Origin of the sequence: Actinomadura opuntiae (assembly GCF_030283205.1) — a bacterium.
Taxonomy (GTDB): Bacteria; Actinomycetota; Actinomycetes; order Streptosporangiales; family Streptosporangiaceae; genus Spirillospora.
Genome location: NZ_JASNWF010000008.1, coordinates 115,107 through 129,521, shown reverse-complemented (window position 1 = coordinate 129,521; position 14,415 = coordinate 115,107). Strand labels below are relative to the sequence as shown.

Annotated in this window: 11 protein-coding genes; 7 read left to right on the top strand and 4 right to left on the bottom strand. The window is 73.4% G+C overall.

The annotated features are described in order from the left end of the window. Nucleotides 1-40 precede the first annotated feature (40 nt). Nucleotides 41-676 (bottom strand): pyridoxamine 5'-phosphate oxidase family protein, encoded by a 636-nt coding sequence (locus QP089_RS18765; protein ID WP_285912950.1) that lies wholly within the window; start codon nt 674-676, stop codon nt 41-43. A gap of 41 nt (nt 677-717) precedes the next feature. After that, a complete protein-coding gene (locus QP089_RS18760; RefSeq protein ID WP_285912949.1) occupies nt 718-1,119 on the bottom strand; it encodes a hypothetical protein in 402 nt (133 codons plus the stop codon). A gap of 277 nt (nt 1,120-1,396) precedes the next feature. On the opposite strand from QP089_RS18760, the gene QP089_RS18755 reads away from it, so the two are divergent. Then, complete coding sequence (locus tag QP089_RS18755; RefSeq protein WP_285912948.1) at nt 1,397-2,179, top strand: hypothetical protein; 783 nt, start codon at nt 1,397-1,399, stop codon at nt 2,177-2,179. Further along, a complete protein-coding gene (locus QP089_RS18750; protein ID WP_285912947.1) occupies nt 2,176-3,930 on the top strand; it encodes a GMC oxidoreductase in 1,755 nt (584 codons plus the stop codon). Before QP089_RS18755 ends, QP089_RS18750 begins: the two co-directional genes overlap by 4 nt. A gap of 26 nt (nt 3,931-3,956) precedes the next feature. Here the strand turns inward: QP089_RS18750 and QP089_RS18745 are convergent, their stop codons facing one another. After that, nucleotides 3,957-5,144 (bottom strand): ROK family transcriptional regulator, encoded by a 1,188-nt coding sequence (locus tag QP089_RS18745; RefSeq protein ID WP_285912946.1) that lies wholly within the window; start codon nt 5,142-5,144, stop codon nt 3,957-3,959. A 117-nt stretch (nt 5,145-5,261) separates the two neighbouring features. Between QP089_RS18745 and QP089_RS18740 the strand changes: the two genes are divergently transcribed. Then, on the top strand, nt 5,262-8,840 hold the full coding sequence (locus QP089_RS18740; RefSeq protein ID WP_285912945.1) for an alpha-N-acetylglucosaminidase TIM-barrel domain-containing protein: 3,579 nt from the start codon (nt 5,262-5,264) through the stop codon (nt 8,838-8,840). Between the two features lie 403 nt (nt 8,841-9,243). Here the strand turns inward: QP089_RS18740 and QP089_RS18735 are convergent, their stop codons facing one another. Next, nucleotides 9,244-10,425 carry an MFS transporter gene (locus QP089_RS18735; RefSeq protein ID WP_285912944.1) on the bottom strand — a complete coding sequence of 394 codons (1,182 nt, stop codon included), beginning with the start codon at nt 10,423-10,425 and terminating at the stop codon, nt 9,244-9,246. Nucleotides 10,426-10,578: 153 nt separating this feature from the next. On the opposite strand from QP089_RS18735, the gene QP089_RS18730 reads away from it, so the two are divergent. The 4 genes from QP089_RS18730 (at nt 10,579) to QP089_RS18715 (ending at nt 14,403) form a co-directional block, all read left to right on the top strand. Continuing rightward, nucleotides 10,579-11,229 carry a TetR/AcrR family transcriptional regulator gene (locus tag QP089_RS18730; RefSeq protein ID WP_285912943.1) on the top strand — a complete coding sequence of 217 codons (651 nt, stop codon included), beginning with the start codon at nt 10,579-10,581 and terminating at the stop codon, nt 11,227-11,229. Nucleotides 11,230-11,477: 248 nt separating this feature from the next. After that, nucleotides 11,478-12,704 carry a cytochrome P450 gene (locus tag QP089_RS18725; RefSeq protein ID WP_285912942.1) on the top strand — a complete coding sequence of 409 codons (1,227 nt, stop codon included), beginning with the start codon at nt 11,478-11,480 and terminating at the stop codon, nt 12,702-12,704. Beyond that, complete coding sequence (locus tag QP089_RS18720) at nt 12,701-12,922, top strand: ferredoxin (protein ID WP_285912941.1); 222 nt, start codon at nt 12,701-12,703, stop codon at nt 12,920-12,922. Before QP089_RS18725 ends, QP089_RS18720 begins: the two co-directional genes overlap by 4 nt. Before the next feature lie 98 nt (nt 12,923-13,020). Then, a complete protein-coding gene (locus tag QP089_RS18715; RefSeq protein ID WP_285912940.1) occupies nt 13,021-14,403 on the top strand; it encodes a flavin monoamine oxidase family protein in 1,383 nt (460 codons plus the stop codon). Nucleotides 14,404-14,415: the final 12 nt, after the last annotated feature.

Below are 14,415 nucleotides of genomic sequence, written 5' to 3'. Positions count from 1 at the left end.
GCGGGGTCGGTAGCGGGGCGGGGTCGGTAGCGGGGCGGGGTCAGTAGCGGTTCGTTTCGGCGTCCACGGCGAGGTCGGCGTCGATCGCCTCGGCTGACACCTCCTTGAGACCGAGGTGGTCCTTGGCGATCCGCCCGAGCGTGGGCAGGGACCCCCGGTCCGGCCAGGTCGCGGAATCCCACAGCGACGAGCGCAGGAACGCCTTCGCGCAGTGCATGTACAGCTCCTCGACCTCGACGAGGAGCGCGAGCCGCGGCCGCTTCCCCCGGACGGCCAGGTCGTCGAAGAACGGGGCGTCCGACACCAGCGCCGCGCGGCCGTTCACGCGGAGCGTCTCGTTCATTCCCGGCACGAGGAACAGCAGGCCGACGTGCGGGTTGTGCAGCACGTTGCGGAAGCTGTCGATCCGGTGGTTGCCTGGACGGTCGGCGAGCGCCAACCGGTGGTCGTCGAGGACCAGCACCGACCCCGCGGGGTCGCCGCGGGGCGAGACGTCGCAGGCGCCCTCGGGGCTCGAGGTCGCCAGCAGGACGAACGGAGAGTGCGCGATGATCGTGCGCGCGTGCTCGTCGATCCGGGCGATGTCCTTGTCCCACAGGGCCCGCGGCGGCTCGGGGACGATCGCGCGGAGCTCGGCCTCGGTCGTCACCGTGCGGATCTCGGAAGGGTCCATCATCCGAATATAAGGTAACCCTGACCATAGGCGTGGAGGTCCCGTCAGGAGCAGTGGAAGCCGAAGACCTCCTGGACGTAGGCGCCCGAGGGGTCCCTGGGCAGGTCGGGGTCCGGCTTGCAGGTGACGGTGACGCGCTTCGCCCTTTCGCGGACCACGCCGTGGATGGTGAAGGTGCCGTGGATGTCGCCCGAGGCGGAGGCCTTGTCCCTCTGCTCCTTGCAGGCGCTCGTCCCCCTGGCGAACCCGCTCGGGGACAGCACCAGGTCGGTGCAGACGTAGTCGGCGTCGGGGCGCCTCGTCGGGTCGGCGGCCGACGCCGTGGCCGACGCCGTGGCCGACGCGGTGGCCGACGCCGTGGCCGATGCGGTGGCCGGCACGGTGATCGTCGCGGTGGTCGCGGCGGCGAGCGAGCCGGCCGCGAGGATGCGCAGGCAGGAGAGCATGGAAAGCGTCCTTTGCTGCCGTGACCGGCGGAACGAAGGCCGCCGGTCCGTCTGTGACTCCTCTGTCATGCGTCTGCGAACGTCCCGCCGTCGTACCCGCGGACCTGCCCTTACACCTCAAAACAACCCAAACCCTCCGCTGGTGGGCGGCCAAGTCCCCGCCCCGGCGGCGCCGGAGTTGTGGGTTCGGCGCGGAATCGGGCGCCCGAGCCTGTCACTCACCTTCAGAGAACGGCGCCGGTCGCCCAACTAGCTTGGGCGGCCGGAGGATGACAACGTGCCGGACGAACCACGCACCGATCGGCGGAGGCTGCTGGGCACCGCGGGACTTCTCGCGGCCGCGGCCTCGCTCCCCGACATCACCGGACCCGCGACCGCGCAGGCCGAACGCGACGCGCTCGGCCAGTGGACGCTCGACACCATGAAGGGCCTCGCCGTCTTCGTCATGCCGGGCCCGGACGCCTACTCGCGCGCCCAGGGCACGCCCCGCAAGGAACCCGGCGGGATCGAGGCGAAGCTGCCGGAGTTCCTCGTCCAGAACCTCAACCGCTACATTCCCTTCCCCGACCTGCCCGTCGGAGGGCTCGTCGGCGCGCTGGCGCCGCTGCTGCGCGGCGCGAAACCGGCGCCGCTCCAGAACGACGCCGAGATCCCGCTGGCGCCGATCGTCGCGCTGATCCTGAACGCCGAGGCCGTCCGCGTCGATCCCCGCACGCTCGGCGGCGCCTTCCTGGCACCGTTCTCCCGCCTGGCCTATCGCGGGAAGGCGAAGGTGTTCGAGCTGCTGGAAGGACCCGATGCGGCCCTGGTCGAGGCGCTGGACGCCCAGTTGCCCGAACCGCTGAAGCGCTCGGCGTCCGGGCTGCTGAAGTACGCCGCCGGGGCGCTGCTGGAGCTGTCGGCGCTCGGCGGCTACTCCGAATGGGGCGTGCTCGACCCGGCCACCAGGCGGCTGCGAGGCCGCCCGGTCGGCTGGCAGGACAGCGGCTACACCCCGGCCTCGGAGGGACGGCCCGAGTTCCGCGGCTACTACCAGGGACGCAGGAAGGTGACCGGATGAGCCGGGACGTCATCGTCGTGGGCGCCGGAGGGGGCGGCCCCGTGGTCGCCAAGGAGCTCGCCGCGCGCGGCCTCGACGTGCTGCTCCTCGAAGCGGGTGCCCGCTACGCCGACCCGCGCAAGGAATGGACGCACTTCGAGAACGACGCCAACAACCCCATCACGGGTTTCCTGCGGGCGGGGCCTTCGGACCGCGGCAAGCCGGAATGGCTCCGCGAGGAGCCGCAGAACTCCTTCCTCCTCCAGGTGGCGGGCGTCGGCGGGACGACCCTGCACTACTACGGCAACTCGCCGCGCGCCTACCGCGGCGTGTTCAAGGGATACGACGGGCCGGACAGCGGCAATTACGACACTGCCCACGCGTTCCCGCTGACTTATGAGGAACTCGTCCCGTACTACGAGTGGGTGGAGGCGACCCTTCCCGTCCAGACGGCGGCGATGGGCGTCAAGGAGACGGTGTTCTTCCGGGGCGCGGAGAAACTCGGCATCCCCGTCCAGACGACCAAGGACACCAAGCAGTGGTCGTACCGGCCCCAGGAGAACGCCATCCTGCAACCCGGCGGGACCGCCGGGAAGACGGGGGATCCGGCGAAACTCCACTATCCGCAGGCGACCGGATGCACTTACTGCGGCTATTGCCTGGAAGGGTGCATGGAACCGGCGGGGGCCCCGCGCAACCAGGCCGCGAAACGCTCCACGGACAACAGTTACGTCCCCATGGCCCTCACCGCCCATGCGTGGTCGCCGCACGGGCGCGCCGTCACCCTCCTGGCCGACTCCTACGCCGTCAAGGTGCACACCGCCCCGAAGAACGGTGAGCTCGCCGCAACGGGCGTGACCTGGCGGAACACGCGGACCGGCGAGGTCCACCGCGAGGACGCGGCCGTGGTCGTCCTCGCCGGAGGCACCACCGAGACGCCGCGGCTCTGGCTGAACAGCGACCTGCCGAATCCCAACGGCTGGGTCGGGCGCGGCTACACCGACCATTTCCTCGACGGCGTCACCGGACTGTTCGACCACGACACCGGTTCCTCGCGCGGCCCGAGTTCCGCCGCCCGCTGCGATTTCCCGGGATACGGCGCGCTGGAGAACATCGGCCTGCCACCGGCGATGCAGGCGTTCACCATGGCGCTGTCCGACAGTGGGATCCGCGGCCAGTACCGCAACGGCCGCGGTTTCACCGGCCCCTGGGACGGGCGCACCGGACGCGTCATCGGCCCCGAACTGAAAGAGGCCCTCGCCAACGGCGTGGACCGCCTGCTGAACATCCTCGTCCTCACCGGCGACAGCGTCGAGGCGCACAATCGCGTCACGCTGTCGGCCTTCCCGCCGGACGAGCAGGGCCCGATCCCGAAAGTGGAGTTCCGTTCCCGGCAGCGGACCCGGCACACACTCGCCTCCCGGGAATTCCTTGCGCGCAAGGCGACGGAACTGCTCCGCAAGGCCGGGGCGAAACGCGTCTACCGGTTCGACTGGGCGCCGCTGCTCCTGCACGTCCATTCGTCGATGCGGATGGGCATGTCGGCGGACGATTCCGTGCTGGACGCCGACGCCCGCAGCCGCTGGGTGGACCGCCTCTACATCGCCGACAACTCCGCGCTCGCCAACAGCCTCGGCGGCCCCAACCCGACCCTCACCACGCAGGCGCTCGCGACCCGCACCGCCGAGACGATCTTCGTCCGGCACTTCGGCGGCCACCGCTGGGTCGGCCACGAGGACCCCGTCGTCTCCACCGACCCGCGCTGCGCCTGACCCTCGCCGGGCGCGGGCCCGTCCGGTCAGCCCGGGAGACGGCGCCACACCTCGTCCAGCGCCAGCCGCAGCGCGCCGGTGAGGACGGTGTCCTCGGCGAGGCCGGAGAACTCCACGGCCGGCGGCGTGAGCGTCAGTTCGGCGAGATGCCGGGTGATGGCCGTGAGCAGGACGGACCCGGCGCGCGCCACCCCGCCGCCGATCACGACGGCGTCGGGGGCCAGGACCAGCACGGCCGGGGCGATGGCGTGCGCGAACGCCGCGGCCACGTCGTCGACGACCTCGGTGGCGACCGCGTCGCCGCCGGCCGCGGCGGCGAAGACGGCGGCGGCGTCGAGCCCGTCGCCGCGCAGGACGGTTCCGGTGCGGCCGCGCGCCGCCCGCCGGGCCCGCTCGGTGATGGCCTCGGCGCCGATGGCCCGTTCGAGGGGGCCGCGCCCGTCGCCGGTGTCGGGGACGTCGCCGGAGGGCCGGATGAAGCCGATCTCGCCGGCGGCCCCGGTGCCGCGGTGCAGCCGCCCGTCGATCACGACCCCGGCGCCGAGCCGCTCGCCCCACTGCACCGCCAGCAGGGTGCCCGGCCCGCTGCGCTCCCCGGCGACGGCGAGGGCCGCGAGGTTCGCGTCGTTCTCCACCTGGACGGAGCAGCCGAAGCGGTCGCGCAGGTGCGCCGACAGGTCGACCGAGGTCCAGCCCGGCACGCTCGGCGCGAGCAGGATCCGGCCGGAGCCGGCGTCGACGATCCCGGGCGTGGCGACCACGACCGCGGCGATCTCGTCCGCGCCGAGGCCCGCCTCGGCGAGCACCCGCCCGATCGCCTCGTCGACGACGCCCAGCAGCCGGCCGGCACCGGTGCGGCCTGCGGGCAGCCGCACCGCGGCCAGGCGGTCGGCGGCCAGGTCGTCGATCCCGGCGCTGACGGTGTGCGGGCCGACGTCCAGGCCGAGCACGGGCGCGGCGCGGCCGCGCAGCGAGACCCGCACCGCGGGACGGCCGCCCTGGGGGGAAGCCGCGGCCCGGTCGTGCTGACGGAGCCAGCCGGCCTCGACCAGGTCGTCCACCGCCTGGCCCACCGTCGGCCGGGTGAGCCCGGTCAGCCGGACGAGCTGGGCGAGCCGCACCGGCTCGGGCGCGCACTCGCGCACCGCGCGCAGCACGGCGGCGGTGTTGAGGCGGCGCAGTACCGGGGTGCCGACCGTGCGCTCCTCGTCCATCGCCCCCTCCGGAAGATCGCGCGGACCCCTTGACCGGACGATCTTCCGCACCGATCATGAACCCGTCCTGGTATTGCAAGGACTTTAACAAACCCCCGCGCGGGTGGAGGTTCCACCATGGTGTCGAGCCCACGACCGGAAAAGCGACGGACACGACCATCGGGAAGACGACGGCGCGCCGGGAGCCGCTCCCGGGCGCTCGCCATCGCGGCGGCCGCGGCGCTGGCCCTGCCGCTCACCGCGGCGATGCCGCCCGCGTCCGCGCGGACGGCCGCCGAGACCGCGACGGTCACGACCCGCCCGGCCGGGCCGGCCGGACAGGCGCTGGAACGGATCCTCGGTGAGCGCAAGGCCGCCCAGGTCACGCTGCAGACCATCGACAAAGGCACCGGCGCCGACCGGTTCCGCATCTCCGCCTCCGGCGGACGCCTGGTCATCGCGGGGACGTCCCCGGCCGTCCAGCTCACCGGGTTCGGCTGGTACCTGCGCAAGGTCGCGCACGCTGACTACGCGATCGGCGGGTCGCAGCTGGACCTGCCCGCGCGGCTGCCGCTGCCGTCCGCGCCGATCGAGGAGAAGGCCTCGGTCGCGCACCGGTTCGCGCTCAACGACACCAACGAGGGATACGCGGGCGCCTACCTGAGCTGGGACGAATGGCAGCGCCGCATCGACGCCCTCGCCCTGCACGGCGTCAACGAGGTGCTGGTGTACGAGGGCCAGGAGGCGGTCTACCAGCGGGCCTTCCAGCAGTTCGGCTACAGCGCCGAGGACATGCGCAGGTGGATCCCGCAACCGGCCCACCAGGCGTGGTGGCTGCTGCAGAACATGTGCTGCACCGGCTCGCCGATCTCCCAGCGGCTGATCGACCGCCGCACGGCGCTCGCCCGGCGCATCGTCGACCGGCTCCGCGAACTGGGCATCACGCCCGTCCTGCCCGGCTACTACGGAACGGTCCCGACGGACTTCGAGACCCGCAACCCCGGCGCCAACACCGTCCCGCAGGGCACGTGGAACGGTCTGGAGCGCCCCGACTGGCTCGACCCGACCGGGCCGCAGTTCGGCAAGGTCGCGGCGGCGTTCTACAAGGCGCAGACCGAGCTGTACGGCACGTCCACCATGTACAAGATGGACCTGCTGCACGAGGGCGGCCGGGCCGGATCGGTGCCGGTGGGGCCGGCGTCCAAGGCCGTCCAGGACGCGCTCGAAGCCGCCCACCCCGGTGCGATCTGGAACATCCTCGGCTGGCAGAGCAACCCGCGCAAGGAGACCCTGGAGGCCGTCGACCGGTCGCGGATGTTCATCGTGGACGGCATCACCGAGCAGCCGAGCGTCACCGACCGCGAGAAGGACTTCCTCGGCACCCAGTACGCCTTCGGCACGATCTGGAACTTCGGCGGCCACCAGAACTTCGGCGCCGGGCTCACCGTGTGGAACGAGAAGTTCCACGCCATGCGCACCAAACCGGGCAGCGCGCTGAACGGCATCGCGCTCATGCCCGAGGCCATCGACAACAACCCGGCCGCGCTGGCGTTCTTCACCGACATGCCCTGGGAGGACGGGCCCGTCGACATGGACGCCTGGTTCGCCGGGTACGCCGCCTCCCGCTACGGCGCCGCCGACCCGCACGCCGTGGCCGCCTGGAAGATCATCGGCCGCACCGCCTACGCGTGGCCGGCGGGCAAGGACACCCGGCACGTCACCGCCCTGTTCGACGACCAGCCGAGCCTCACCGACACCGGGACGCCGCTGCAGTACGACCCGGCCGAGTTCGAGCAGGCGTTGCGCGAGCTGCTCCAGGTCGACCCGCGGCTGCGGCAATCGGACGCCTACCGCTACGACCTCGTCGACGTCGCCCGCCAGGTCCTCGCCAACCGCAGCAGGACGCTGCTGCCGAAGATCCGCACCGCCTACCAGGACGGCGACCGGACCGCGTTCGAGCGGCTCACCGACCGCTGGACCGCCGAGATCGGGCTGATGGACGACGTCCTCGGCACCGACCCGAACTTCCTGCTCGGCGCGTGGCAGCGCGAGGCCGCCCGCCAGGCCGGGAACCGCACCGAGGCCGCGGCCCTCGACTACGACCTCAAGTCGCTCGTCACGCTGTGGCAGACCGAGAGCCCCGGCCTGCAGGACTACGCGCGCCGTGAGTACAACGGCCTGGTCGGCGGCTACTACGGCAAGCGCTGGACGATGTTCTTCGACGAGCTGAAGCGCGCCATGAGGACCGGCGCCGAACCCAAGCAGATCGATTGGCGCGCCGTCGCCGAGAGCTGGGCGCACGCCGGGACCCGCTACGCCGACCGTCCCCACGGCGACGCCTACCGGCTGGCGGCGCGGGTGGCCGAGGAACCGGCCGGCGCGCTGGCCCTCACCTCCGACCGCAAGGGCGTCGCCCCGGGCGGCACCGTCCGCGTCACCGCCACCTTCACCAACGAGTCGACGCTGAGCACCGCGCGTGGCGTGCGTTTCGCGCTGACGGCGCCGCGCGGGTACACCGTGCGTCCGGCGGCCGATGCCAAGAGCGATGTCGCCCCCGGCGGGACCGCGACCGCGACCTGGACGGTGACGGTGCCCGCCGGAGCCGCACCCGGTGATCTGCCCAGCCTGGACGGCACCGTCTCCTGGCGCACCGGCAAGGGCGAGTCCGAGCAGGCGAGCGCGCACTCCCTGCTGATGATCGGCGGTAGCGCGATTGGAGCGCCTTACAAGACGGCCGCGTCCACGACGGCCGCGTACGCGCAGAAGGGCGACGCGATCGGCCTCGCCGCCGGTGGCGAGGACCTCTGGGGCGACACCAACGAGTTCGCCACCGTCTACAGCGACGGCGCCCTGACCTCGGGGCACGCGGTGTCCACGAAGGTGACCGAGCTGGACGGCGCGTCCCCCTGGTCGCGCGCCGGCCTCGTCGCCGCCAACGACCTGGCCAAGAGCGGGACCGGCGGATACGCCAACATCGCCGTGACGCCCGACCACGGCTGCGTCTTCTCCTACGACTCCGACGGCGACGGACGCCTCGACCAGGTCAGCGAGGTCGGCGGCTTCACCGCGGGCGACGTCCGCGTCCGGCTGCGCAGGGACGGCGACCGCATGAGCGGCTCGTGCAGCTCCGACGGCGAGAACTGGAACGTGGTCGGCTCCGGGACCGTCCCCGGCGCGTCGGACGCCCAGGACGTCGGCATGTTCGTCAGCGCGGTCAACCGGCACACCGCGCAGGAGGCGATCGCCTTCTTCGGCGGCGGCATCACCGCCTCGCCGGGCACCGCGCGCGACGGCTCCGGCGACGTCCTGCAGAGCCTGCGCAAGCCGGTGACGGCGCTGTCGTCGGAGCCCGGACGGCCGCCGGAGGCCGCCAACGACGGCAGCCGCGCCAACTCGCCCTACTGGGGCGGCCAGCTGACCTACGGGGAGAACTGGTGGCGCGTCGACCTCGGCGCCGTCAACGAGGTGTCGCGCGTCAACGTCCGCAACTACGTCGACGGCACCCGCTACTACACCTACCGCCTGGAGGGCAGTCTCGACGGAGCCCACTGGTTCACGCTCGGCGGCCGCAACGGGCCGCGTCCGGCCAACGACACCGGCGACACCATGAACACCGAGGCCAAGGCCCGCTATATCCGCGTCGTCGGCCTCGGCAACACCGCCAACTTCACCTTCCACCTCACCGAAGTCAGCGTCTACGGCACCCCGGCGACCTGACGCGGGGCAGGCCCGCGGCGCTCCGCCGCCGCGGGCCTGCCGGGGGCGTCCGGCATGGCCGGGAGCGGTTTCCCGGACACCGGGAGGGCGGTGCCGGCAGGGCGCGGCGGCGGTTGCGATCCCGCCATGACTCCTCGCATGTTCCTCGCCGCCGGGATCGCGGCGGTCAAGCTCGTGGCGGGCACCGCCGCGGCGGACGCCTCGCCGCGTGAGCGGGCGCGGCTGCTCGGGGTCCGGACCTTTCCGTCCGGCCTGACCTTCGAGGAGACGACCGTGGACGGGCTGTCCGCGTCGTCGGCAGCGAGGGCCGCCGCGGCCGGCCGATCCGCTCCATCCCCGCATGATCCTCGACGCGGGCGGCGCCGCACCACCCGGCTTTCCCTGGAGGACGCCCCGCGGCGGATCAGCGGCCGCGCGCGCCGAGCGCGGCCACCAGCGCGAACCCGCCGACGCCGAGCAGGGCCCACGTCGCGCCCGCCGGACCGAGGTCGAAGAGCCGCCCGACCAGCAGGTCGCCAGCGAAAGCGAACACGCCGGCGACGCCTTGCAGGACGCCGTAGTAGGAGCCGAACCGTCCGGGCGGCGCGTGCCGGACGGTCCGCTGGAACACCGCCGGCTGGATCAGCCCGTTCGCCACGCCGTTGAGGACGGCCGCGACCATCAGCGGGCCCGTCCCCGTGCCGTCCAGCGGCGCCAGCATGAAGAACGTAGCCGCCGCGCACAGCAGGCCGGCGCGCAGCACCCAAGGCCGCTCCCCGCGGCGGCGCACCGCGACGAAGGGCTGGGCGGACGCGGCGACGGCGGCCAGGACACTGAAGCACAGGGTCGCGGCGCCGGCGGAGAAGCCGAGCAGCGGGACGGCGGTCATGATGTGGTCGGCGAGCAGGGTCGTGGGCGCGGCCACCAGTGTGAAGAACAGGAACGCGCGGTCGCCGAGCACCGTCCGCACTCCGGCGGCGAGGTCGCGGAACCCGCCGGACGCCGGCCGCGCGGCGTCGCCGGGCAGCCGCAGGAACAGCAGCCCGGCGACCGCCCACAGCGCGGCGGCCGTGCCCGCGACCAGCGCGAACCCGGTGTCCAGGCGGAGGAGGACGAGCCCGGCGGGCGGTCCCGCCACCGTCGCGATGTGCTGGGCCGCGGCATAGGCGGCGAAGCCGCCGGACCGGCGGGCGGCGTCGACGCCGGCGAGCAGGCACTGGGCCGCCGGGTTGTAGAGGGCGCCGCCCGCGGCCAGCACGACCGCCGCGCACAGCAGCGGGCCGGCGCCGTCGGCCGTCCCGAGCAGCGCGAAGCCGAGGGCGCGCAGCGCGCACGCGATCGCCCCGGTGCGGCGCGCGCCGATCAGGTCGGTGACCGCGCCGACCGGGAGCAGCAGCGCGTACTGCAGCCCGACGCGCACTCCGGCGATCAGCCCGACCGTGCCCGCCATCAGCCCCAGGTCGTGCCGCAGGTGCGCGACGAGATGCGCCATCACCGCGAAGAAGCCCAGACAGCAGGTGAGCTGGATCGCGACGACCGTCCCGACCACCCCGCGCCCGGACGGGTCCGCGGCGGGCCGGGCGGAGGCGGGCGGAGCGTCGATCACAGAAGAGAGCACACCAGAAAGCCGCGAAGGCCCCAAACCGCACACCGGCGCCACGGCGACTCTATGGCGTCCGAGCAAGCGTTCGCTTACTCCTCGGTCCTCACTCCGCTTTGACATCTTGTATAGGCGTTAGTCGAATCGTACGGTCGGTGTGTGACGCATCACGCACCGCTTCGGGAACGGGACGGCCGTCCGAGCCTCCGGGAGGAGCACAAGCGGCTCACGCGCGCACGCGTGCTCGAAGGCGCCGTGGCGGTGTTCGGCGGGAAACCGCTCGTCGACGTGACGATGGGGGACATCGCCAGGGCCGCGGGCATCACCCGGGCGACCGTCTACGCGTACTTCCCCGGCAAGAGGGAGATCCTCCAGGCCCTGCTGGCGCGCGTGTACGACCTCGCCGACGAGGTCTACGCCGAACTGGCCGCACTCCCGGTGTGGACCCGCGACGGCGTCCGCGCGTGGCTGGAGGAGGCCGTGGCGCGCTGGCGTCCGATGGCGCCGGTGATCCGGGTGCTGACCGCGGCCGGGGCCACGGCGCTCGGCGACGCGGACAGTGCCCGCGACCGCTCCCTCGCCGCGCACGAGCACTACGTCGCGCTGCTGACGGACGCGTCCCGGCACTGGCGCGGGACCTCGGCGGGGGAGGCCCGCCAGCGGGCCCTGATGATGGTGCTCCAGGTCGAGTCGTTCCTGTCGATGTGGCTGGCCGGGGGCTGGCCGGTGGAGACCGACGACCCGATCGACCTGCTCGCCGACGCCGTCTCCCATCTCCTGGCGCCCGCGATGACCGATCCGGCCGCCTGACGGAGATGAGCGTGCAGGAGGTGTCCGGCATCGCGGCGGCGCGCGGGCCGCCAGGCGCCGCGCCACGTCGCGGACCCCGGACCGGCGGCGCGCCAGGCTCCCAGCAGCCGCGCAGGCTCCCACCCTCGCCGCCCGGAACCGTGCCGCGCGACGCCGTCACCATGCCGCCGCATCGCCGAGGCCCCGTCCCGGCCGTGCCGGCGCGTACCCGCCAAATGGTGAACACGAACCCCGCGAAGGAGTGGGTGATGACCACCACGCAACCCTGGTCCGAACTGTTCGGCGCGCATGACCGCCTCGAGGTCGATCCGGCGTTCGGCGACCTGCGCAAGCGGCCCCTGTGCCGGATCCGGCTGCCCTATGGCGAGCCCGCCTGGCTGGCCACCCGTTACGAGGACGTCAAGGTCGTCCTCGGCGACCCGCGGTTCAGCCGCGCCGCCGCCACCGGCCGCGACGAGCCGCGCGCACGCCTGCACATCGGGTCGCCCGGCTCGCTGCTGCGCCAGGACCCGCCGGAGCACAGCCGGCTGCGCCGGCTGGTGGCCAAGGCGTTCACCGCCCGGCGCGTCGAGCGGCTGCGTCCCCGGACCCAGGAGATCGCCGACGCGCTCGCCGGCCGGATGCTGGCGCAGGGGCCGCCCGCCGACCTCGTCGAGGAATTCGCGCTGCCACTGCCGATCACCGTCATCTGCGAGCTGCTCGGCGTCCCGGCCGGGGACCGGGCCGACTTCCGGCTGTGGTCGGACGCGTTCCTGTCCACCACCCGGTTCACCGCCGAGGAGGTCACCGAGTACGTCGGACGGATGCGCGCGTACATGGCGGGCCTGGTCGCCGAGCATCGCGAGACGCCGCGCGACGACCTGATCAGCGCGCTCATCGAGGCGCGCGACCGGCACGACCGGCTCTCGGAGGAGGAGCTGCTCGCGATGGCGGAGGGGATCCTGGTCGCCGGGCATGAGACGACGGCCTCGCAGATTCCGAACTTCGTCTACGTGCTGCTGACGCATCCCGATCAGCTCGCGGCCCTGCGCGCCGACCCGAACCTGATCCCGCAGGCGGTGGAGGAACTCATGCGCTACGTCCCGCTGGGCGGCGCAGCCGGGAGCGCGCGCTACGCGACCGAGGACGTCGAGCTGGGCGGCTTGACGGTACGGGCCGGTGAACCCGTGGTGGTCGCCCTGCAATCGGCGAACCGGGACGAGTCCGTCTACTCCGACCCCGACACCTTCGACCCGCGGCGCCGCGAGACGTCCCACATCGGTTTCGGGCACGGCCCGCACCACTGCCTCGGCGCGCAGCTGGCGCGCATGGAGCTCCAGGTCGCACTCGGCACCCTGCTGCGGAGGTTCCCGGGCCTGCGGCTCGCGGGACCGGATCAGGACATCGTCTGGAAGTCCGGAACGGCCACCCGGGCGCCCGAGCGAATGCCGATCGCCTGGGACCGGCCCCGCACCCCCGGAAGGACGGGCGCATGACCTGGCTGGTCGAGGTGGACGGACGGACCTGCATCGGCTCCGGCATCTGCGCCGGGACCGCCCCGGACCACTTCGCCGTCGTCGACGGCACCTCCCGTCCCACCCGTCCGGAGACCGAACCGTCCGACCGGGCGCTCGACGCCGCCGAGTCGTGCCCGGTCGAGGCGATCACCATCCGGGCCAAGGAGACCGGGGAGGTGCTGGCTCCCGAGGACTGACGCACCGGCGCAACGTCTCGGAAGCTCTACCTCCAGCTGGATTTGGCTTGTCCGCCGGAGCGGAATCATGCGGAGGTTCCCGACATCCGGAGGGGCGAGTGCAGGATGGACGCAGCGCCGACGTCGTGGTCGTCGGCGCCGGTTTCGCCGGGCTCGCGGCGGCTCACGAACTGGCCGCCGCGGGCGCCCGCGTGGCGCTCGCCGAGGTCGGCGGCCGGGTCGGCGGCCGGGTGCTCACCCGGCTGCTGCCCGACGGGACGCAGCTGGATCTCGGCGGCCAGTGGGTCGGGCCGACCCAGTACGAGATGCGGGAGCTGATCGCCCGGTACGGGATGCGGACCTATCCCACGCCGGAGCGCGGACGGGCGGTCGTGGATTACGAGGGCGCCCTGCTCGACGCGCTGCCCCCGCAGGTCACGGCGTTGCTCGGCGAGCTCGACCGGCTCAGCCGGGAGCTGCCAGCAGACGAGCCGTGGACGCATCCGCAGGCCCGGACGTGGGACGGGATGACGCTCGCCTCCTGGCTGGTCGGCCGCACCGGCGATCCGGCCGTCGCGCGGGCCGTCGCGCGGCAGACCGCAGGGGCGCTGCTGTCACTCGACGCGGCCGACGCTTCGCTGCTGGAAACGCTGTTCTATCTGGCCAGCGGGGACGGGCTCGATGTCCTGGTCGGTTTCGCGGGCGGCGCGCAGTCCCATCGTCTCGTCGGCGGGCCGCAGGAACTCGCCGTGCGCATGGCCGACGCGTTGCCCGCGGGCACGATCTACCGCAACGCTCCCGTCCGGCGCATCGAGCACGGTGCCGGGGGAGCGGTCGTGCTCGCCGGCGGCATGCGGCTGGAGGCGGCGCACGTCGTCATCGCGATCCCACCGGTCCTGGCCGGACGCATCGAGTACGACCCGCCGCTCCCCGTCCAGCGCGACGGCCTCACCCAGCGCATGGCGGCCGGTTACGCGCTGAAGACGCACGCGGTGTACCGGGAGCCGTTCTGGCGGGCGCGCGGCCTGTCGGGCATTAGTTTCAGCAGCGACGGGCCGCTCACCGAGACCGTCGACAACACCCCGCCCGGTGGGCCGAGCGCGGTCCTGACCTCCTTCGCCTACGGCGCCGACGCGCAGCGCCTGCGTTCGTGCACCCCTCGGGACCGCCGCCGCGCCGTCCTGGACCGGCTGGCCGGACTCTTCGGCGACGAGGCGCGCGACCCGACCGCCTTCGTGGAGTTCGACTGGTGTGCCGAGCCGTGGACGCGCGGCTGCTTCTCGGGGCACCTCGCGCCCGGCGCCTGGACGGGGTTCGGCCCGGCCCTCCGCGCGCCCGTCGGCGTCCTGCACTGGGCCGGCACCGAGACCGCGACGCGCTGGAACGGCTACTTCGACGGGGCCGTGCGGTCCGGCCGCCGCGCGGCGGCCGAGATCCTCGCCGGCGCGGCGCCGGGTGGCGAACATCACAGCGGATTTCCTGTCCGATCGGTCAGACCCTGACCGATCGGACAG

Coding starts and splice junctions, on each gene's coding strand:
- QP089_RS18760 (WP_285912949.1), bottom strand. CDS start 1,119: ATGCTCTCCTGCCTGCGCATCCTCGCGGCCGGCTCGCTCGCCGCCGCG.
- QP089_RS18750 (WP_285912947.1), top strand. CDS start 2,176: ATGAGCCGGGACGTCATCGTCGTGGGCGCCGGAGGGGGCGGCCCCGTG.
- QP089_RS18720 (WP_285912941.1), top strand. CDS start 12,701: ATGACCTGGCTGGTCGAGGTGGACGGACGGACCTGCATCGGCTCCGGC.
- QP089_RS18745 (WP_285912946.1), bottom strand. CDS start 5,144: ATGGACGAGGAGCGCACGGTCGGCACCCCGGTACTGCGCCGCCTCAAC.
- QP089_RS18725 (WP_285912942.1), top strand. CDS start 11,478: ATGACCACCACGCAACCCTGGTCCGAACTGTTCGGCGCGCATGACCGC.
- QP089_RS18765 (WP_285912950.1), bottom strand. CDS start 676: ATGATGGACCCTTCCGAGATCCGCACGGTGACGACCGAGGCCGAGCTC.
- QP089_RS18740 (WP_285912945.1), top strand. CDS start 5,262: ATGGTGTCGAGCCCACGACCGGAAAAGCGACGGACACGACCATCGGGA.